Source organism: Desulfonema magnum (assembly GCF_017377395.1).
Classification (GTDB): Bacteria; Desulfobacterota; Desulfobacteria; order Desulfobacterales; family 4be13; genus Desulfonema_C; species Desulfonema_C magnum.
In genome coordinates this window covers 5,022,097-5,043,834 of record NZ_CP061800.1, presented here as the reverse complement: position 1 = coordinate 5,043,834, position 21,738 = coordinate 5,022,097, and the positions used below count along the sequence as shown (strand labels likewise).

At 43.4% G+C, this 21,738-nt stretch carries 15 protein-coding genes; 6 read left to right on the top strand and 9 right to left on the bottom strand.

Annotated features, from left to right (window positions below; genetic code table 11):
• The first annotated feature begins 214 nt into the window (after window positions 1-214).
• Complete coding sequence (locus tag dnm_RS19315) at window positions 215-2,986, top strand: response regulator (protein WP_207678541.1); 2,772 nt, start codon at window positions 215-217, stop codon at window positions 2,984-2,986.
• A 195-nt stretch (window positions 2,987-3,181) separates the two neighbouring features.
• Window positions 3,182-5,224: an ATP-binding response regulator gene (locus dnm_RS19310; RefSeq protein ID WP_207678540.1), complete on the top strand. Its 2,043-nt coding sequence runs from the start codon at window positions 3,182-3,184 to the stop codon at window positions 5,222-5,224.
• Between the two features lie 341 nt (window positions 5,225-5,565).
• On the opposite strand, the gene holA is transcribed toward dnm_RS19310, so the two are convergent.
• From holA to metG, 8 genes are all read right to left on the bottom strand, one after another.
• The gene (holA, locus tag dnm_RS19305) at window positions 5,566-7,029 is read right to left on the bottom strand and encodes a DNA polymerase III subunit delta (RefSeq protein WP_207678539.1); all 1,464 of its coding nucleotides are present in this window, start codon (window positions 7,027-7,029) and stop codon (window positions 5,566-5,568) included.
• 456 nt (window positions 7,030-7,485) lie between these two features.
• Entirely contained in the window at window positions 7,486-8,901 is a 1,416-nt protein-coding gene (locus tag dnm_RS19300; RefSeq protein WP_207678538.1) for a penicillin-binding transpeptidase domain-containing protein, read from the bottom strand.
• Between the two features lie 317 nt (window positions 8,902-9,218).
• Entirely contained in the window at window positions 9,219-9,389 is a 171-nt protein-coding gene (locus dnm_RS19295; protein WP_207678537.1) for a hypothetical protein, read from the bottom strand.
• A 530-nt stretch (window positions 9,390-9,919) separates the two neighbouring features.
• Complete coding sequence (locus tag dnm_RS19290) at window positions 9,920-10,459, bottom strand: hypothetical protein (protein ID WP_207678536.1); 540 nt, start codon at window positions 10,457-10,459, stop codon at window positions 9,920-9,922.
• Entirely contained in the window at window positions 10,449-10,940 is a 492-nt protein-coding gene (locus tag dnm_RS19285) for a hypothetical protein (protein ID WP_207678535.1), read from the bottom strand. Before dnm_RS19285 ends, dnm_RS19290 begins: the two co-directional genes overlap by 11 nt.
• Before the next feature lie 68 nt (window positions 10,941-11,008).
• Window positions 11,009-12,250: an ISAzo13 family transposase gene (locus dnm_RS19280; RefSeq protein WP_246555998.1), complete on the bottom strand. Its 1,242-nt coding sequence runs from the start codon at window positions 12,248-12,250 to the stop codon at window positions 11,009-11,011.
• A 72-nt stretch (window positions 12,251-12,322) separates the two neighbouring features.
• Window positions 12,323-12,604: a toxin-antitoxin system HicB family antitoxin gene (locus dnm_RS31665; protein ID WP_207678534.1), complete on the bottom strand. Its 282-nt coding sequence runs from the start codon at window positions 12,602-12,604 to the stop codon at window positions 12,323-12,325.
• Window positions 12,605-12,851: 247 nt separating this feature from the next.
• Window positions 12,852-14,789 carry a methionine--tRNA ligase gene (gene metG / locus dnm_RS19270; protein ID WP_207678533.1) on the bottom strand — a complete coding sequence of 646 codons (1,938 nt, stop codon included), beginning with the start codon at window positions 14,787-14,789 and terminating at the stop codon, window positions 12,852-12,854.
• Between the two features lie 631 nt (window positions 14,790-15,420).
• On the opposite strand from metG, the gene thrC reads away from it, so the two are divergent.
• The 3 genes from thrC (at window position 15,421) to dnm_RS19255 (ending at window position 18,613) form a co-directional block, all read left to right on the top strand.
• On the top strand, window positions 15,421-16,929 hold the full coding sequence (gene thrC, locus dnm_RS19265; RefSeq protein WP_207683710.1) for a threonine synthase: 1,509 nt from the start codon (window positions 15,421-15,423) through the stop codon (window positions 16,927-16,929).
• 404 nt (window positions 16,930-17,333) lie between these two features.
• Window positions 17,334-17,570 carry a hypothetical protein gene (locus dnm_RS19260; protein ID WP_207678532.1) on the top strand — a complete coding sequence of 79 codons (237 nt, stop codon included), beginning with the start codon at window positions 17,334-17,336 and terminating at the stop codon, window positions 17,568-17,570.
• The gene (locus dnm_RS19255; protein WP_207678531.1) at window positions 17,567-18,613 is read left to right on the top strand and encodes a hypothetical protein; all 1,047 of its coding nucleotides are present in this window, start codon (window positions 17,567-17,569) and stop codon (window positions 18,611-18,613) included. The genes dnm_RS19260 and dnm_RS19255 overlap by 4 nt, the downstream gene beginning before the upstream one ends.
• A gap of 884 nt (window positions 18,614-19,497) precedes the next feature.
• Here dnm_RS19255 and dnm_RS19250 read toward each other — a convergent pair.
• Window positions 19,498-19,920 carry a MutS N-terminal domain-containing protein gene (locus dnm_RS19250; protein WP_207678530.1) on the bottom strand — a complete coding sequence of 141 codons (423 nt, stop codon included), beginning with the start codon at window positions 19,918-19,920 and terminating at the stop codon, window positions 19,498-19,500.
• Window positions 19,921-19,976: 56 nt separating this feature from the next.
• Here dnm_RS19250 and dnm_RS19245 point away from each other — a divergent pair, with 56 nt between their 5' ends.
• The gene (locus tag dnm_RS19245; protein WP_207678529.1) at window positions 19,977-21,590 is read left to right on the top strand and encodes a cobaltochelatase subunit CobN; all 1,614 of its coding nucleotides are present in this window, start codon (window positions 19,977-19,979) and stop codon (window positions 21,588-21,590) included.
• Window positions 21,591-21,738 lie beyond the last annotated feature (148 nt).

Genomic DNA, 21,738 nt, shown 5'->3' with positions numbered 1-21,738 from the left:
TCCGATTCGTCAGCATCATTGCGGTCATGCACGAGGCTGAGAAAGGCTGTCGTGCCGGGGGCAGGTCAGGAAAGGGGAAAAGGAAATTTTTCATGAACAAAATATCGGTTTTAAAAATGCTGCGCTGTATTGTTTTTGCCGGCCGCGTTTTCGTCAGAAGCAACGCGGGGACCAGAGAACGATTTATTCGGAGGAGCGGGAGATATTCCATTTCATGAAATTTTCCATTATGTTCAAACTGGTATTAATTTTTGTTGCAATCATTATTGTGCCGATGGCTGTCATCACACTTATAAATATGCGGATTTCCGCAGACCGAATAGAAAGAGAGCTTCAGGAGGCCGGGGTGCAGGCATTGAAAAATGCCAAAATCATAATGACCGAACACGCAAAACATGCCAAAAATATTGCAACGCTGCTGGCGAAAACAGGTGAAATAAAGGAAAAACTCACTGACAAAAAAAGGCAGGCTGAAATACAATCCGATATTGACGTCAGACAGGATTTGTTTCTCACAGCCATTGTGGAAGTATTTAACAGCAAAAAACAACTCCTTGGCCGTACTTATACAGGGGAAAGTTCGGCAAAAAAATTTTTTACAGATTCTCAGGATCCTATTGTCTCCGAAACTCTGGAACTGGAGAAACAATCAGATTATGTTGTCGCGTCGGAGGGACTTGCGTTTAAAGCCTCATGTCCTGTTGTGGATTATCAAAGCCTGAGACCCGTGGGGGCCGTCATTGTCACGAATCCGCTCAATGCACAATTTTTTCAGGTAATTAAAGGATGGATTCAGGCAGAAGTGACATTTATCTTTATTCCCCGGTCAGATCCCGGGAAAAGGAACTGCTGTCGTATTGTAAGTACACTTCGAGATCAGAGCGGAGAACCCCTCACCCAGCTATGGGGAGATGGTTCCGATTTTGAACTTTTATGGAAGGGCTTGGAATTCCTGCCTGTCCAACGACAGGAAAATATCGGCTCTCATTTTTATACCACCACTTATGCTTCGCTTCGAAACCGGGAGGATCAGATCGTCGGAATATTATCAACTGCCATGACATCAGATGGTATTGAACAAGGAAGAGAAGACGCATTTCGGATGATTATGTTCAGTTCTCTTATGGGTTTTATTCTGGCAATCATTGCAGGGACGCTGACAGCCAGGATATTCACCCGGCCGATTTGTCAGGTGGTCACGGCCATTCGCACCCTGACCCGGGGAAATTCAGATGCGCGGATATATCTTAAACAAAAAGATGAAATCGGTGAACTGGCCGAGGCATTTAATGAGATGGAGGAACACCTCCGTAAAAATACAGAACAAAAAAATATTCCCGGTATTGCCGGCAAAGGGACTGATTTTTTAGCCAGCATGAGCCATAAGGTCAGAACACCGATGGGTGCCATCATGGGGCTGGCCGATCTTGCGCTGAAAACCGATCTGACTGAAAGACAGCGGGATTATCTGAACAAAATAGGCATTTCCGCCCGGGTTCTTTTCGGAGTTATAAACGATATTCTGGATTTTTCCAAAATCGAAGCAGGCAAACTGGAACTGGAGCCGGAACGTTTTGATTTAAATGATGTACTGGAGGATCTGTCCGAGATATTTTCCGGAAAGGCTGCTGAGAAGGAAATTGAAATCATTATTTCCATTGCCAAAGATGTGCCTTCCGCATTGATGGGAGATTCTCAGCGGCTTGGGCAGATTCTCATAAATCTGACAGAAAATGCGCTTAAATTTACGAACAAAGGCGAAATCGTCATTAAGGCGGAGCGGGTTACGGGTTATGAGGCATGGGTTACAACTCAGCGTAAAGAAGTCAAATCCTCAATTTGTAATTTACAACCTGACAATCAGGTCATGCTCAGGTTTTCGGTCGGAGATACTGGTATCGGGATACCCCATGAGCAGCTGCGGAGCCTTTTTTCGCCTTTTACACAGCATGATGATGTCACACAAAAATACGGTGGTATTAAAAGTCTCGGGCTGATCATTTGCAAACATCTGGTGAAAATGATGGGCGGGGACATTTGGGCGGAAAGCAAACCAGGGAAGGGAAGTATTTTTTATTTTACCGCAAACTTTGAGGTGCGCTCTCAGGCTGATACGGGGAAACGGAAGCCCCTGGAAAAATTCCCGGGGAAAAAAGCGCAGCATAGGAAAAACAAAGTTATAAATAAATTCAAAGGCGCACGGGTGCTTTTGGTTGAGGATAATACCATTAACCAACAAATCGCCACGGAGATACTTGAACGCGCCGGTATAATTGTGAAGATCGCCAATAACGGAAAAGATGCGATTGAAGCGGTTTCCAGATGTTCTTATGATGCTGTGCTTATGGACCTGGAAATGCCGGAAAAGAACGGACTTGAAGCAACAAAAATTATCCGGAGTTCAGGAGATAAGACACCTGTCATTGCCATGACCGCCCATGCCATGAAAAGCGACAGAGAAAAATGTTTTCAAGCCGGAATGAATGACTATGTAACTAAACCAATAGACGTTGTTCAGCTATTTTCCACCCTGGCCCGATGGATAAAGCCGGAAGCTGGAAATTTGAAACTGGAAACTGGAAACCAGAAACCCGAAACTCATGATTCCTGTTTCCAATTTCCGTACAGCCTGCCCGGCATTGATATTAAATCCGGTCTGGAAAGACTCGGCGGAAATAAAAAGCTCTTCAGGGAACTTCTGATTAAGTTTCTTGAAAATTATATGAATGCGGCCGACGATATCCGGAGTTCCCTGAAAAAAGGTGATGTCACGTCTGCCCTGAAACTGACTCACAGTCTCAAGGGCATAGCTGGTAATATTTCCGCAAAAGATCTGCATGAGGCGTCAAAGGAACTGGAACTGGAGATCAGACATGGAAACAGGGAATTCATCTTTTTTAAACTGGATGCTTTTGAAAATGCGCTGACCCGGGTATTGGAATCTATACGGCGTATAAGCTCGTCAGAATCAGCAGATCGGAAATGACTTAAATTTCAGGCCATGTTCACAGTTTCGCATTCAGGCGGTCTTTGTAAGAACAGAACACCTTTGCTCATGAGACAGGCCGCCGCCTGAGTTCGGAACTGCGAAGTTTTTTGATCTGATGAGAATCATACATAAAAAAAACTGAACAGATTCCTGAATGCAAAAGCGGACCCTCGGACAACACACGGAGGAGAGATGGATAATGATTTTCAGAGGCAAAAAATATTGATTGTGGATGACGAGCCAAGTAATATCAGAACATTGGTGGAAATCTTAGAGGAAGACTATTATATCATTGTGGCTACGAGCGGGGCCGAAGCCATTGAATGCGCCGCGTCTGAAGAACCTCCTGATCTGATCCTGCTGGATATTATCATGCCGAATATGGACGGATATGAGGTCTGTAAAAAATTGAAGGCAGACAAAAAAACCTGGGGAATTCCTGTGGTTTTCATTACAGCAATGGGCGAAGATGGCAGCGAAGCCCGGGGATTTGAATCCGGCGCTGTGGATTACATCACCAAACCCCTCATTCCGGCCAAAGTCAACGCAAGGGTGCGGACACATTTGGAGCTGAAACGCCATCGTGACTATCTCGAACGCACGCTTCATGAAAGCACCGAGAAACTGTCAGATTCCGCCAGAAAACTCCGGGAAGAAAGTTCGGAACGGATAAGGGTTGAGGAAGACCGGAAGCGACTGATGACAGCCATTGAGCAGGCCTCCGAAGTCTTTATCATTACCGATCCCAAAGGGAATATCCTTTATGTCAACCCTGCTTTTGAACATCACACAGGCTATTCTCGTGAGGAATCGCTCGGACAGGATATCAGGATGTTGGAAAAAGGAGGATACAAAGGAATCGGAAAAAAGGGGGAATCGGTTTCCTATAAAAATATCTGGAAAAATATCCGACAGGGAAAGACGTGGCGGGGGGTGTTTACTCATAAGCGGAAAGATGGTCAGTTGTATAAGGCAGAGTCGGCGATTTCTCCGGTGTCTGACAGCACAGGCAAGATTGTTAATTTTGTATGTGTGTCGCGCGATGTGACCAGAGAAGTGGAATTGGAGACCCAACTGCGCCAGGCCCAGAAATTAGAGGCCATCGGAACGCTTGCAGGCGGTATTTCCCATGATTTCAACAATATTTTATTTTCGATCATGGGATATACTGAATTGGCAATGGCGAATCTCCCTCCTGAGAGCGAGATATCCCGATATCTTAAACGGGTTGATGAAGCCGGGAAAAGAGCTGCCGAGCTTATAGAACAAATTTTGGCTTTTGGCCGAAAGACGGATCTGGAGCAACATCCCATTCGGATGCAGACCGTACTCAGGGAAGTATCAAAACTGCTGCGAGGCACACTGCCGTCAACGATTAATATTCAGCAGAGCATAGACAGCAAATGCAGTCCCATCTTGGCCGCGTCCATTCAGATTCATCAGGTGATCATGAACCTCTGCACGAACGCGTACCATGCCATGCGCGATGATGGCGGTGTGCTTGAACTAAAACTGGCGGAAACAGAAATTGACGCTGAACAAGCTGCCAGGTATCCTGACCTGAGTCCGGGACGATATGTGCGGCTGACCGTGAGTGACACAGGCCATGGCATGAATGAGGCCGTCATGACAAAGATATTCGACCCCTATTTCACAACAAAAAAAATTGGCGAAGGAACAGGTCTCGGTCTTTCCATGGTTTACGGCATTGTTCAGGAACACAGAGGCGCAATCAGTGTCCATAGCGAATTCGGACAAGGAACCACGTTTCATATTTTTTTTCCTGTTCACAGGGCCGACAGTCCGCGGTTTCATGAGGAAAGATTTGAACATGAACCGCAGCCAAAAGGGACTGGCAGTATCCTGGTCGTGGATGATGAGGAACCTATTGCCCAACTCATTGAAATGAAATTGAAAAATTGGGGATATGAGGTTAAGGCATATACTGACAGCAGGCAGGCGCTGAGAGCTTTTTCAGACGCGCCTGATGATTTTGACCTTATTATCACCGATATGACCATGCCAAACCTGACAGGTATCCAACTTGCCGGCGAACTGCTTCGAATCCGTCCCGATGTTCCTATTATTCTTTGTAGCGGATACAGAGATATTATCACAGAAGAGCAGGCCAAAAGAAGCGGGATTCGGGAATATTTAAAAAAGCCTTTTATCAACGGAGAATTGGAGAAAGTGATTCTCCGACTTCTGATTCAGGAAAACTTAAAGAGCAGTTAGGGGCCGGGACAAAATAGGCAGATGTACAAAAAGTTATGTCCGGGTACTTATCAGACTCGTGAGTCATAAGTTTTTTTGATAAAATATCCGGCATCCTTTATTTGACAGTTTACACTTTACTGTAAAACAATTTTGCAAATTGTTTCAAACAATTTGCAAAATTGTTTTACAGCCCGAAAAAAGGAACGTAGGGTGGGTGGAGCGAAGCGCAACCCACCATGTGCGGTGGGTTGCGCTTCGCTCCACCCACCCTACTATCCTTCCGAGGTTTTGAAACTCGGCTCCGCTTACCTCTCAGTATTAATTGAGTCGGGTAGCAGTGTGAAGATATGAGAATGTATTCAGCGGACGCGGCATATGCGAAAAATGACGCTCTCCAGCACAAGCCTGGGATTCTGTCCTGTGGTCTTGAGCTTCAGGTCTGCTTCGCTCAGGCACTCAATCGCGCCAAGAAGTTCCTGTCTTGTGAATTTTTCGGATTTCAGCAGCATGAGATAGACCGGATACGGACTTCTCGGATTTTTCGCAATCAGAAGATCGGTTGCGGCCTGTTTCTTCTTTTTCCCCTTTTTTTTCTTTTTTCCATTCCCCGCGTTTTCATTTTTTTTTGAAAGCATGTTTTCCCAGTCTTCCAACTGCTTCAGAAGTTCCCTGTCATATGCCTGAATTTCAGGCATAATTTTATTCTGAAATTGCTGGTACGAAACCCGCGCGTTCCATGATTTTCCCCGGGGACTTTCTGTAAATCCTTTGGCAAGAAAAACTTTTCTGATCTGATTGATGATGGCACCGAGAATCTGAAGCGGAAAAAAACCTGCGGAAAGAAGGGAATTCATAAAAAAAAGCGCATCTCCGATGTTTCGGTCGGATACCGCGTTTGTCAGCTCATAAATGGGATCCTGCTTTGTGCGTTTTAAAACCGATTCCACATCCTTAATGGTTATATTTTCCCGGGATCCCACATAATTGACAAGCTTCTCCAGATTATTGGAGAATGTGCGGAGATCAAAGCCGGTCATTTCGTACATGGCCATGTAAGCGTCCCGGGCCATTTTCTTTTTATTTTGGCTCAGAATTGTTTTCATCCGCTCTTGCAGAACGATTTCCTGCTCTTTTTTATCTGCCATAAGGTTTCCCTTGGGAACCGAGCAGTCAATGATCATTCCGTTTTTATCTATGGCTTTGAAAAGTTTTCGCCTTTTATCAGCAATATCCGTGGTGATAATCAGATGATTTCCTTCTGGAAAACCTTTTTCAATGGCTTTCTGCAACTCTCCGGCATTATCTTTTGCAACACTTACGGATATCTTACTGTCCGCGCAATGACTGATAATTTCATCCAGCCACTTGTCCTCATTCAGCAGTTCCGAATCCAGTTTTAAATTCTTGCTTCGGTTTGCCTGGCTGTCCACATCATCAAAGGAAAGATTCAGCACACCCAGAAGGCTGGCCATGTATTTCGCAGCCTTTTTCATATTCTTTTTATCATAAGCGTCCTTTGCTTTTTCAAGAAAAATGATGTCATTCTGTTTTGAATAGAATATCTGTGAGTCACAAAGGGCCACCACCTTTATGCCGGATAAAAGTGAAAAGGTGTTGACCCGTTCAATGGCTTCGTAAATATTATCATTGTCAACAGGTTCATAATTAAGACTGCGTTCCGAAACAGGAATCAGCGCATCCAGCAGCGCATTAAAAGCAGTTTTGCAGAGCAATTCTTCTCCGTAAACCAGATAGGTCGGAGAGAACTGCCCCTTTACGTCTTTCAGATATTTTTGTAAGGTTTTATGACGGATTTCAGGCATTGTTTGTTTCAGATTAGGGAATTAGGGATTTTCCAATAAAGCGTTTATCCAAACGGACATTTAACGCCCTGAAACTCGATAATCCAGTTTTTTTATGTCATTCCTGAGAAAGCAGGAATCCACAGATCCCTGAACACAGCATGGGCCAAAAATGAATTGACTCCTGCTTTTGCGGGAATGACAGTCTGTCCGGCTGTATCGGATCAAAAAACGGTAGTCCTGCAAAGGTAGTGATGAATCCTGTTCAGTCCCCCGATTATCGGAACACTGAATCTCATTCATCACTGCTTGTGCAGGACCACCCAAAAAACTTGATTACCGAGTGAAAGAAAAGGTCGGACACGAGACGCCCGGGGGGGCAGTCATTTCCGGGACTGAAAAACTGCTCTTCCAAGTCGTAAATGCGCCCGATGCTGGCAAAGGACATGGGAAACTATAAAATCCTGCCCTCAATTCTCAATTTTGAACTCTTTTCTGTTTTTCAAAATAATTGTTAAAATATTCTTTTATTGCAAAACGGGCATATTGCTTTGCTTTGATGCCGATATATTTGCCATGTGCGACAACGGCTGATATGACAATTGTTCCTGGTCCCTGTTTTTCTTCGGCAAAACCCACAAACCAGTCATAACGGGCATCTCTTTTTTTATTGCTGATGGTCCCGGTTTTCCCGCCGATGTTGAGCCGGGAAAGGACGGTATCTTTTTTATACCCTCTGAATGCCTTTCTGCAAGTACCGGATGCTATGGTGGCCCCCATGAGGCGTTTGACGATTTTTGACGCGTCAGAGGTAATCACCCGGTTAAGGGTGACAGGCTCGCTCTGATACAGAAGTTTGCCATTGTCGTCCAGTATCTCCTCCACAAGGACCGGTTCTACCAGCCTGCCATGATTCAGTATCGTCGAGACCATCAATGCCCCGTGAAGAGGGGATATTGTTGTTTCCCGGTTAAATCCGCTGGCAACTTCGGCCCAATGATAAGGATCATCAAAAACCGTAATCATGCTGGGCGCGACCGGAATTTCAAAACCGATATCCTGATTAAATCCGAAAGCATCGGCATATGCTTCAAGGGCATCTTTTCCAAGATAATGCACACCGATTTTTCCGAAAACAGGATTGACTGACTGGGCAAAAGAATCTCGAAGCGTTATATCTCTCATTCTTCTTCTTTTTGATTTTTTTTTCAGCTGAGATTTGTATAATGTATGTTTCCCGCCGCTGTATGCAATTTTAGAGTCGGAATTAAAACCGCATTTTTCAATCACGGCTGCTGCGGTTACGATTTTAAAAACGCTTGCAGCGGGAAACCTGCTGTCAGTACAAAGATTATTGTACGGATCATTTTCATCAAAACTTACCATTGAAAGAACCCTGCCTGTATAGGGTTCCATTGCCACAATCCCGATATATCTGGCTGTGGATCTGTCTAACTTCTCTAACAGAAAATTCTGCAAAGGAATATCAAGCGTTGTATCTACCTGAAAACAATGCCCTTCAGAAATAAAATCAAATTGCTTATTTCTGATATTAATAAAACGTCTGCTATCCAGCAACGTCCGGATATCTTTCTTACCAATGGATCGCTCATCATTGAGGAGAGGATTGTCAGATTTGCTTTCTTCCTCAGAGAGCATATTTGAAAAATCATCAGGCCGTGTCGGCATGTAGTGATACACTGCTCCGCCTGATATTCCGTAAATAACAACAAACAAAAGAAAGAGCGATGTCGCATATTTAAATATCTTTCTGCAAACGGATGCCAAGGGTTTTTTTCTGACATTTCTGCTCTTCACATTTGAACGATAATATTTCCAGTTGGAACGGGGAATCAGCAATTCAGGACGCTGAACCGAAGTCCTTTTTTTCATTCTTTTGCTTCTGTATTTCCCTCCTGTGCCCATACCAGTGCATGGAAACGAGAGGGTACATCTGTCTTGATTTCGCATCTCCTGTCCTTAAGGTACGGTGTTGAGACGATATTACCAGGAATGAGAACCTTATTCAGCAGATCAGAAAAATCAAAGAATCAGAACAAAATTTCGATCAGCTGACATTGTTCATTCCTAGTGAACTTGTCTGTTTCGATAAGGCCGGGTTGTGTGCGACGTTGAATTCAGCGTTTTTCAGCCAAACTCAGAGATGTCCGCACCAGCCTGTTATTTATACGTTTCGCTATTGGTCATGTTCAATGGTAAATGCCTTCCATATACCCGAAGTATATTTCCATGATTTCCCGGATACTTTTTTCCATCTCTTTGATTTTTTTCCAGGAAGTATTGCTCGCCCACCATGCCTCACCCGTATATTTGTTGTACTTTACCTGTCTGGTTTCATCTTTCTTTTCCAAAGATATCATTAAAAGTCCGAATTCTGATTTGTCACACCCTGTCAATGTAATACCGATTCACTGTTGCAATTATACAATAAATGTTCCTTATCGAATGAAGTTATGGACATAATCAATGTATAATTTCATTAGAGAAATGGTATAAGCCCAATACCGTTCGGCACGATTTTTGCGTATATTTGTAACTAACTGAATTCATATATCCGGAAAACTGAAATCCCGAAATGTCCGCCGGGCGTTTTTCGGAAACAATTTCTCCAAAATGCGGAAATGCCGGGCATTTCCGTCCGGCTGTGCAAAAATCATGCCGAACGATATTGGTATAAGCCCTAAAATAATTGTCAGCAGAATCCATTTCATCGTTTCACTCTGTTTTTCGTATAAATGATAACTGGCGCAAAAGAGTACTACACCACTTTGTAAATACATGCCCCCCCTTCGGGAAGCCGGAAGGCTGATTTTACATGACCCGCCAGAGTCATAAGGGGACTCACACGGACTTTCAAAGTGGTGTAGTACACATCGGGTTTCACAATTTTTTAATTTGTATCAACATCAGGATGATTTTCTAATCTGTAAAGAATTTCAGACAGTATTTCATATGCTTTCTTTGGCGGAACATTTGCGGGAGCACCTTTGCTGATATTACGGTGAGCCACCCAGTCCCGATACTGCTTTATCTGTTTGGCTTGTCCTATCAGACTGGAATCAATAACTGATTTGAACATATTGAGGATATCATCTGGTTTCCAATATTCCATTTCATGTTCTATTTTCCGATAAACTTTCTGATTGAATTCGGTCGGAGGACTGTCTAAAATCTTACGCCCCTGTATTAGCAGATATTCCGTTATAATTCTTTCAAATGCCGCCCATAGAGATAAAATGACATAATCATTTGCATCGCTTCTGCCTTTTTTAATCTGCATTCTTGCCTCTTCTTCCGAACTGCTCCAGAAGCCGGTTTTGTTTAAAAGGCGCATATTTTTTTCAACTACACCCCGTTGGGCAATTTTAAGGCAGTCACACATCACCTGATATGATTCCCATATCCGGTCAAGCGGAGTTTCAAAACTCATAATCGGATACCTCCGCCAATAAATCAAAGAATAATTCTTTGTTTACAGCATGAGCTTTGCCAAGTCGTTTGTCTTCAATCCAATACCATCCGTCCTGCCCGAACCCCTTATAAAGAGAATGACTGATTTCTGATACATCACACTGTTCTTCATCAGAAGATACTGCTGTCGAACCCTTTGTTTTCAAATCTTTTTTTAAATATATAAGAATCTGCCGATCAAAGTCACCTATTAAGTCAATTCGTCCGTTCGCGCCAATCACCCATGCTCCGACAGGACAGATTTCTGCAATCTGGTTACCTGTGTCTCTGAAAATAACCAGTTTTTTAGTTACATAGTCGCCTGATGCTTTTTCGTTTATGTTATAATCTTTTTCCTCACAGAATAATGATTTATCTTTCATCCATTCTGTAACCGTCGTATAAAAAATTGAAATATTAATTAAATATTCATCTAAAATTGCTTTGTTTTTTTCATCCATTGCAAACTTCCTTATCAATTTTTTATGAGTTTCAATTTTAGGAATCGGTATTAAATAACTTTCCCATTTTAATTTATTGGAATTGCACGATAATTCCATTTGGGTAAAATTTTGTCGAATACAATTCGCATTTCTGATTTAAAAGTTTCAGCAACTTTTCGACCGGTTTCATAGACTTTATCAATAACATGGACAAAGACTTTTAAACCTTTTTTGGTATGTGTTTTGGCTATCAGATCAGTCACCACCTCCAAACTTGAAAAGATTACTCCCTGACACGCACGAGTAATATGAGGAAACAGGCGATGTTCGATCGGATTAAATTTGGAACAATAGGGCGGGTAATGAGCGATTCGGATTTCAATCCCGATTTCATCCGCCAGAATTTGTAAATCTTGTTTGAAAAGGTAATGTCGGGAACTGTTGCTGCCGCCACCATCGCACAATATCAAAACTGACGTGGCATTTGGATATATTCGGCAACCGTAACCATACCACCAATGACGGAAACTGTCACAGGCAAATTCACTGGTATCATGACTTGTTCCCACCTGAACATACCCGATATTGAGTCGCAGGTCATAAAAACAATGCGGAATTATGACACCTTCGGCAAAACTTGTAAAATCATGATCGAAAACTTGCAATTCCTCCAGCGTATATAGTCGGCCTTTCCTGTAAAAATTTCCAAGATATTCTTTTTTCTTGGTATCCATGCTGATAACGGGATTACCGGCCTTCCGGTATTCTGATCTGAGTTTCAAAATATTGTCAAACTGAGCGTCGCGATCTGGTACGTTTTTTTTCATAGGTTTGCGTTTCTGAGCTTTACGCAACCGATAGTCATGCTTTTTGAGCAATTGACGGACAATGTTACGACTCACTTTTACTCCGTATTTTTTTTCCAGAGCCTCCGCGATTTCCCACTCCCTCAGATTTGTCCATCGTACCTTTTCATCCATCGGATCTCCTGCTGTATGCTCACGCACCACATTCAAAAACTGCTCGTCTATTTCAGGGTGCTCAGTCAGATACTGTTTGCGTCCGCCACCTTTTTTACGTATTTCAGAAGATTCAGCAGGAGATTTTCCAATTTGTTTTGCTACGATGTGTCCGGGCAGGCCGCTTACTTCGATCGCTCCTTTGCGCACAGTCCGCCTGCTGCAACCCAAGACTTTGGCAATATAATTTTGTCCGCCATGTCCCAATTTCAAAGCTTCAATACCGGCATATCGCCGGCGGTCTTTTTCATTCAGACTCTCATAGTATCGCCGCATGATTTCTTCTACTTCTAAGGAATAGGGTTGCATAATAATCTCCTTTTGATAAAGTGATTTTGAAATACACTTTACAGGATTACGCAATTTTTTAACATATAAAAATCAAAATGGGCATATTATTTCATGCTCATTCCTTAGCTTCTCACGGTGTGTTTTCAGAAATCGGCTTATCATGTTTTCCAACTTTTTAATGTGCGGTTCAGTAATGGGGCAGCCAGTCTGTTGAACGAACTTTTGTAATGCTTCCCGTGCCAATGAACTCAGCGTCTTTCCCTCGGCTTCGGTAACGACAGCCAGTCGTTCATGAAGTTCGGGAGAGATGCGAAGATTAAATTTTCCTGAGTAGTTACCTTGAAAAAATATAACCGGTGAATTAAGCGACAAAAAAAGCAGAGTGAAATGGAACTTTTTTGCCCGCTTCCAATGACAGATTAAGCGTTTTTTTTATCAAATAAAAAAGTCAAACAGAGTGCGGTAAATCATACAACTGACGATTCGGACTTTGTACCGTATCAAAAGGCTGAAAAGACACGAAGGCACAAAGACACACAAAAAAACCTTCGTGGGACTTCGCACCTTCGTGTCTTTGTGGCATTACAAGCTGCACATCTTTATCTCAAAAAACTGAATTTCAGCTCAGGCGTGTTCCAGCCTTTACTTGCTTATCCAGAGTTGCAACTGTGCATCCGTTGTCATCAACAGCCGCAATCAGCATTCCTTTGGACAGAACGCCCATTAATTTGGCAGGCTTCAGATTTGCCACAATAATGACCTGCTTTCCCACCATCTCTTCGGGTGTATAATTCTGAGCAATACCTGCCACGATGGTTCTTTTCTCACCGATATCAACTTCCAGTTTCAGGAGTTTCTTTGCCCTGGGAATGGCTTCCGCATGAATCACCGTGGCGACCCTGAGATCAACTTCAGCAAATGTTTCCATGGAAATCTCAGGCTTGATCTCAGGTTTTGGGCCGGATTCATCAGGCACTTTCTCAGCCATCTCTGCTTTCATTTTTTTAATATCAATTCTCGGAAAAAGGGCAGTTGATTTCGGAAGTTTTATGCCCGGAGTTATGGTTTTCCAGGTTCTGAGCGTATCCAGATGATAAAAAGGCTTTTCCCCGCTTTCCGGATCCATCACCCCGAGATGCTTCTGCATTATAATGGCTGTGTCCGGCATGACAGGATAAATAAGACCCGATACAACTCGGAGTCCTTCAAGGAGGTTATACATTACCACTTCAAGCTGTTTTCTGCTTGATTTTTGCTTTGCAAGAACCCACGGGGCTGTCACATCAACATATTTGTTCATCTTGCCGATAAATTCCCATACGGCGATCAGCCCCTTGTGAAATGCAAAGTCGTTCATTTCCTCTGCAAAGTTGTCAACAGCTTTCAGCGCATCGGGTTTCAGACCAAACTGTAGTTCCTGCTCAACATCAGGGTCCATTTCAGGAACAATTCCTTTGAAGTATTTATGAACCATTGCAAGCACCCGGGAGAACAGATTCCCCAGATCATTTGCCAACTCCGCATTAATGCGCTGAATCAGAGCAGTTTCGCTGAAATTGGAATCCAGCCCGAAAACCATATCCCGTGTCAGAAAGAAGCGAAATGCATCCAGTCCGTAAATGTTTCTGAGCTGAAGAGGATCAATGACATTTCCGAGGCTTTTGGACATCTTGCTTTCATCAACATTCCAGTATCCGTGAACATTCAACTGATTATACACCGGAATTCCCGCGGCCTTGAGCATGATGGGCCAATAAATACCATGGGGTTTTAAAATATCTTTGGCGGTAATATGCCGGACATGGGGCCAGTATTTTTTAAACAACTCACCGTCCGGGTATCCCAGTGCGGAAACATAATTTAACAGCGCGTCAAACCACACATATGTAACATAATCATCATCAAAAGGTAACGTAATTCCCCATTTCAGGCGTGTCTTGGGACGGGATATGCACAGATCTTCGAGCGGTTCTCTCAGAAAAGCCAGCACTTCATTTTTATAGCGTTCAGGACGTATGAAATCCGGATGTGTCTGAATGTGTTCAATGAGCCAGTCCTGATATTTACTCATTTTAAAGAAATAGTTGGATTCTTTGATCACCTCCGGCTTTGTTTCATGATCAGGGCATTTCCCGTCAACCAGTTCACGCTCTGTGTAAAAGCGTTCGCATCCGAAACAGTAAAGTCCCTCATATTCGCTGAAATAAATATCACCCGAATCATAGATTTTCTGAAGTATCTGTTCCACTACTGCCATATGTGCGGGATCAGTGGTGCGTATAAATTTATTATATTTAATATTCAGTTTAGGCCAGAGGTCACTGTAAAGTCCGCTGATATTGTCAACATATGCCCGGGGACTCAGATTTTCCTCTTTCGCGGCACGTATGATTTTGTCGCCATGTTCATCCGTACCCGTAAGAAAAAATGTTTCAGATCCGAGCATGGAATGAAACCTGGATGTAATATCAGCAATAATCGTTGTATATGCATGTCCCAGATGAGGTCTTGCATTTACATAATAAATCGGTGTTGTAATATAAAAAGGTTCAGTCACAAATATTCTCCTTTAAATAATTGGATACTGGTTCAGTTCAATGGGAATCCCTGTAAAATCAGATAGTTGAAGGCACCTCCGGTTTTCCGGAAATTCGCTGTGTTTTCAGAGGGTTTCAGGCGATTTTTCCGGAAAATCCCATTGAACTGAACCAGTGCCATTTTAAACAATGTGCTAAATTTTGTTCCATATTTTTTTCTACCTCATCACTATTTTTTGTCTGTACAGGAAATTATAATCGCTCTCAGACAAGTGAATATTCTCTTTTTTTACGGAATTTGTCAAGCAACTTCCCTTTCTTGAACCGGGAATTGGGAATTGAAAATTGAAAATTTCGTGATTTTAAATTGTTATCCCTGATCTTTAGTTTTATTGTTTCTTATTTCAGATTTCGGCGAGTTCAGTCGGGTCGTCAAACGGAATGACAAATTTTTTGTCCGAACCGGGGCAAAAAACTTGATTGTCGAGTGACAAAAAGTTCGGCCTCCATTCCTGACTTGACAAACCGGACATTTTCCATCAAACATTGAATTTAACACATACAGATGTCTGTTGTCCGTGGTCTGTGGTTTATTGCGGCGGTTAACAGGCAGCGAATAACGGACAACTCACCCAATTTAAGGATAGCATGATGAAAACAGAAAATTTTCCAAAAGAAATCCGACCTTACATTATTCCGAAGCAAAAAGGACAGATGGTCTATCGCTGTCTGGGCTGTGGTTTGGAATATGGCATTGAAAAATTACTTTACACCTGTCCGGCCTGCGGCCAGGTGCTTCTTATTTATGACAGTCATTTTGACCGATTAAAAGATATTCCGGGGACCCTGTGGCAGCAGATTTTCGATTATCGTAAGATGCTGAAAATTCCGGCCTTAAAGGGAATTTATCTTTATCACGAGTTTATCGGCCCGGTTATTCCCCCCGAGGCTGTGGTCTGGCTGGGCGAAGGACACACGCCTGTTGTGGAAGCCAATGCGTTTATGCAGGAAAAGGCAGGGGGGAAATTTTATTTTAAAAATGACGGACAAAATCCCAGCGCATCGTTCAAAGACCGGGGAATGGCGAGTGCTCTGAGCTATATTCATTTTCTGGTGCAAAGCGGGCTGGTTTCCGATGTGCTGGCCATATGCGCGTCCACAGGTGATACATCCGCCTCTGCCGCGCTCTATGCGTCTTATCTTAAACCGCATATCAAATCTGCCGTGCTTCTTCCCCACAAAAAAGTGACACCCCAGCAGCTTTCCCAGCCGCTGGGAAGCGGAGCGTCTGTTTTCGAAATTCCCGGTGTGTTTGACGACTGCATGAAGGTGGTGGAGCGTCTGGCAGAAAATTATAATGTGGCCCTTTTAAATTCCAAAAATGCCTGGAGAATTCTGGGGCAGGAGTCCTATTCCTATGAAATCGCACAGGATTTTGAATATGACATGGAGAACAAGGTCATTATTGTGCCTATCGGCAACGCAGGCAATATCACGGCTGTCATGAGCGGATTTCTCAAGTTCTATGAAACAGGCGTGATCAATGCCTTGCCAAAGATCATCGGTGTGCAGTCAGAACATGCCAATCCGGTTTATCTGTATTACCAGGAGACAGACGCAGAAAAGCGGAAATTCGTTCCGGTCACGGTAAAGCCGAGTGTGGCCCAGGCCGCCATGATCGGCAATCCGGTTTCCATGCCCCGGGTGATTCATCTGGCTGACCTTTATAATCAGAAATCAGACAGACAAAACGTCTTCTTTGTCGAAGTCACAGAACAGGCCATTATGGACTGGGAACTGCTGGCAAACCACAACGGGCATATCGCCTGCACTCACGGGGGCGAATCCCTGGCCGGTCTTGTGGAAGCACGAAAACAGGGGATTATTGATGAAAAAGATGTGGCAATTATTGATTCAACAGCCCATGCCCTGAAATTTTCCGGATTTCAGGAGATGTATTTTGAAAACAAATTTCCGGCGGAATTTGAAGTGTCTCCCAAACCGGAGCTTGTGAACGCTCCCACGCTTGTCCGTCCCGATGACCTTGAGAAAGTACCGGCTCCCGGAAAGCCGCTGGAAGGAGAGGATTTTGAGCAGTTTGTGAGGCGGACGTCTGAGGATATTGCAAACAGGCTGGATTTAAAAGCAATCAGCGATTAATTTTATGGAATGATTATCCGGAGTGCCAAACTTACAGTTTGGCAATTTTTCCGATGCCTTGAAAACAGGGAGCCTGAATAAGTACCCGGACATAAATCTCCAAGTATAAATCCGGCATCAGACCTCTGAGGTTTAGGAAACCTCGCAGGTCTTCGAATACCGAAAAACTTTTGCCGGATACTTAACAACTACAGGAATGACGGATAAGAAGGGGAATGAGCATTTTTCTTTTCTTATCTGGTTTCCCTGTACTTCTTGTGCCCGGGACCTGAAACAGCATATGATAGTTTAGTCTTGCAAGTATTAGCAAAAATGGATATAAAAATTAATTGTTAACTCTCCGGAAGCTTTCAGGAACGCGCTGACGATTTATCATCCTGAGTTTAGAATATTTTTTTAATTTCATGGAAAAACAGAAAAAAATAAATGCCCGTCTGGTACGATGGGAACAAAAAAAACGGATGTGGTATTATATTTATCTTTTGATCGGTGTTGGGATTTGTTTCCTTATCCACTTCACCAAACCCTATGGCCTTGATCCTGGAAAAAGCATATTTTTAGGTGCTTTTCTGGGACTGGGCATTCCCCTCCTGACAATATTCGTATTGTCCTACATTCATCAGAAAATTCTGAGCTTATGAAATATTTATGGTTTTACACTCCTCGTCCTCGTTCCCACGCTTTGCGTGGGAATGCCTTCGGGACGCTTCGCGTCCTGTACAGCACGCAGAATCAGGACGCGAAGCGTCCGCACTGCATTCCCACGCAAAGCGTGGGAACAAAATCGGGCAGGGGGTTTTTATATCTGCTGATACTCTTTTTTCTGTGTGCTGCCCCATGTCATGGAGATGCTCTGTTTATCCATGATTACAAGATCAGAGAATACCTTGTCGGAGAAAAAGAGGCCGAACTGGCCATTGCTTATACGGATGAGGGAATGTTTATTGATAAAAATACCCGTTATACCGGAACGTGGATGAAGCGTTTTTTTGGCAAAGTTGAAGAAAACAGGGAAACAACCCATTTTCTGCTAAAAAAAAATCAGATATGTGAAATTGACTGGTACGGGGATAAAATCATTGTTTTCCCTTTTGCAAAGCTGTCCCATGTTACCTTGATAAAAAAACCGAAAAAAGAGACTGAGGAACTGGAAGAATTCCTTAAAGCCCGATACCGGGTTTCAGAACCCCGGTTCTCAATAAACAGCTTTCCTGAAAAAGAAAAAATAAATCATTATCTGTGTCAGCGTGCGGAGGCAAGTCTGCGCCTGGAGACCAGGGATGTGAAAAAAAATGCCATGAGTGTGACGCTGGTAAACCAAAAGGTGTGGGTATCAGATGAGGTTCCCGGTTTTGATGAATACGATGATTTTCATAAAAAACTGGGCAAACGAACAGGGCTTGACGCACAACGTCTCGGCAGCCTGAGTTTTCTGCTTCGATACTGGAAGGGTTCCCTTGATCCCATCCGTGAATCTTTGAAGGATATCAGAGGCTATCCCGTAAAAAGCATTCTCACGGTTGAGGGGCAATATACAAAAGACACAGATAAAGATTCTCCCACAACGCATTCATTTGAAATCAAAGAGGAATTGATGCAGCTAAGGGAGGTTTTATTGAACAAATCAGACAAAAGCCGGTTTGAGGCTCCTGCTGATTTCCGTGTGGTAAACGCAACGCCCTAATGAATATCCGGAGTGCAAAGATGCAATTTTTGCATCTTTGCGGGCAGCGAATCCGGAGTGCAAAAATGCAATTTTTGCACTCCGGATAAAAATGCAAAAATGCAATTTTTGCACTCCGGATAAAAATGCAAAAATGCAATTTTTGCACTCCGGATAAAAATGCAAAAATGCAATTTTTGCACTCCGGATAAAAATGCAAAGATGCAATTTTTGCACTCCGGATAAAAATGCAAAGATGCAATTTTTGCACTCCGGATAAAAATGCAAAAATACAATTTTTGCACTCCGGATAAAAATGCAAAAATGCAATTTTTGCACTCCGGATAAAAATGCAAAAATGCAATTTTTGCACTCCGGATAAAAATGCAAAAATGCAATTTTTGCACTCCGGATAAAAATGCAAAAATGCAATTTTTGCACTCCGGATAAAAATGCAAAAATGCAATTTTTGCACTCCGGATAAAAATGCAAAAATACAATTTTTGCACTCCGGATAAAAATGCAAAAATACAATTTTTGCACTCCGGATAAAAGTGCAAAAATGCAATTTTTGCACTCCGGATAAAAATGCAAAAATACAATTTTTGCACTCCGGATAAAAATGCAAAAATGCAAAAATACAATTTTTGCACTCCGGATAAAAATGCAAAAATGCAATTTTTGCACTCCGGATAAAAATGCAAAAATACAATTTTTGCACTCCGGATAAAAATGCAAAAATACAATTTTTGCACTCCGGATAAAAATGCAAAGATGCAATTTTTGCACTCCGGATAAAAATGCAAAAATACAATTTTTGCACTCCGGATAAAAATGCAAAAATGCAATTTTTGCACTCCGGACTGTTAATATTTATGCGTTCTCTGATATGGCGTTCCTTCTGATCATCCTGGGGGGGCGATGGCAACGGAACGGCCTGCCCGCACCAGCCGGCCCACATACTTGTCCATGCCGGATTTGGGGAACCCGCCCAGCACAACCGGATCATCCGCGTCACCGAACATTTGAAGTTTCAGCCCGGTGATTTCGGACACGGCCCTTGCGTCGTCATTCATCACCTGCATGAACGCCCCGACCTGCATCAGCAGAACACAGTCCGGAGCCTCCTGTTTCAGTTCATTATAACGGGTGACCAGTTTAACAGGAAATGGGGGAACCGTAAGCAGCATTTTGAATGGGTGAACGGACCGGAATACCGGTACGGAGAGAAATACAGGCGCAAAATTGTGATCCATGTTGTCGTATGTGAGGAGACATGGGAAAAGGTTAATAAAAATGCGGAGACTGAGGTCATGACCTCCCGTCATGCCTGGATTTCCAGCGAACCGCTTATAACTACGGCAATGTTCACGAACGCTGTAATATGGGAGCATGTCACCGATGGGGTATTGAAACCGGCATACTTGTTGAAAAACGTCACGGGTATAATTATGAACACTGTTTTTCTTACAACTGGAATGCCATGAAAGGATATCATTATCTGATGAAAACCGGTCATCTGTTCACCATTCTTGCCCAGTATTCCGAATGCCTTATAAAAACAGTTAAAAATCATGGCCTGAAAGGTTTTATCAGATTTATTCGTGAAACAGTTTCCGGCCCGTGGCCGGATGAGGAAACAGTGTTCAGGCGACTGAACAGAAACTTTCAGCTCCGTCTGGAATGGTGCAAGCATATCGTTTCGGATTACAATGAGAAAATGATCGCCGAATGGGGTCGGGCAGAAAATTCTGAGATGATGATCAGGGACAACGAAATTATTATTCCCTGTGTAAATTTGGGAAACATTGTCCTTGTTCCGCAGCCTGTGAGGGGATGGGGGGATGATCCCCAGAAACTGTACCATTCCACCCAGCTCTGGCCGCATCATCAGTACACGGCTTTTTATCTCTGGCTGAAGCACGGATTCAAGGCAGATGCGATGATTTCCCTGGGAACACATGGCTCCCATGAATGGCTTCCGGGCAAACAAGCCGGTCTCAGCCAGTCCTGTGCGCCGGAGGTTCTCATCCAGGAACTGCCAAATCTTTATCCCTATATTATGGACAATATTGGCGAAGGATTGCAGGCAAAACGCCGGGGACGGGGTGTGCTTATTGACTATCTGATTCCGGCAATGAAAAAAGCCGGGATTTATGAGGAATACCGGGATATGGGGGTGTTAATTGCGGAATACAATGATGCCCTGACCCGAAGCGCGGAACTGGCAGAACAGAAACTCAGGCGAATCAAAGACATGGTGAAAAAACTGGGTCTTGACAAAGACCTGCTTTTGGAGGAAATAGACGAAGAAGCAGTGGAGGAACTCGAACATTATCTGGTTGAATTGCAGGAAGCTTATGCGCCTTACGGGATGCACACCTTTGGCATCTCTCCCCAAGGTGAGGAACTGAAGGAATTCTGCCAGTTGGTCAAAGAAAGAAACGAAGAGGTTGCGTTAAGTGAGATTGAAAAAAATCTGACCAGTTGTTATCTGGAAACAGACCGCCTGATTGGAGGTCTGGAGGGCAAATATGTTCCTTCGGCGCAGGGCAACGATCCATTAAGAAACATAGATGCCATTCCCACGGGCAACAATTTTTACGGGTTTGATCCGGCAAAGGTTCCGTCAAAAGATGCTTATAAACTGGGGAAAAAGCAGGCGCAGGAAATGGTGGAAAAATATCTGAAAGAAAAAGGAACCTATCCTGAGAAAATCGGTCTGATTTTCTGGAGCATCGAATTGCAGCGAAATGAGGGAACCCAGGTGGGAACTGCCCTTCATCTTCTGGGAATGAAGCCTGTGTGGGATAAAAACAATAAAGTCAGCGGCGTGGAACCCATTCCCGGAGCCATGCTGAACAGGCCCGGAATAGATGTTCATATCCCGCTCCCTTCGACAGGCTCAGGGAGCGGGAACGGTGTGGCTTTAGCTTATCAAAGGGAACTCCTGTCGGAGGGCAGCAGAGCAGCCGGAAAACGGACAAATAAAAAATAGGTGGTTTAGACGGCCAGACCTTCTTTGGGAACCTGTCACCCGATGATCAGATTTTTTGACCCGATTCGAATAAAAAGCCTGTCATTCCTGCTTTCGCAGGAATGACAGAAAAAGATTTGAACATCGAGTGTCAGGGATATTATTTATT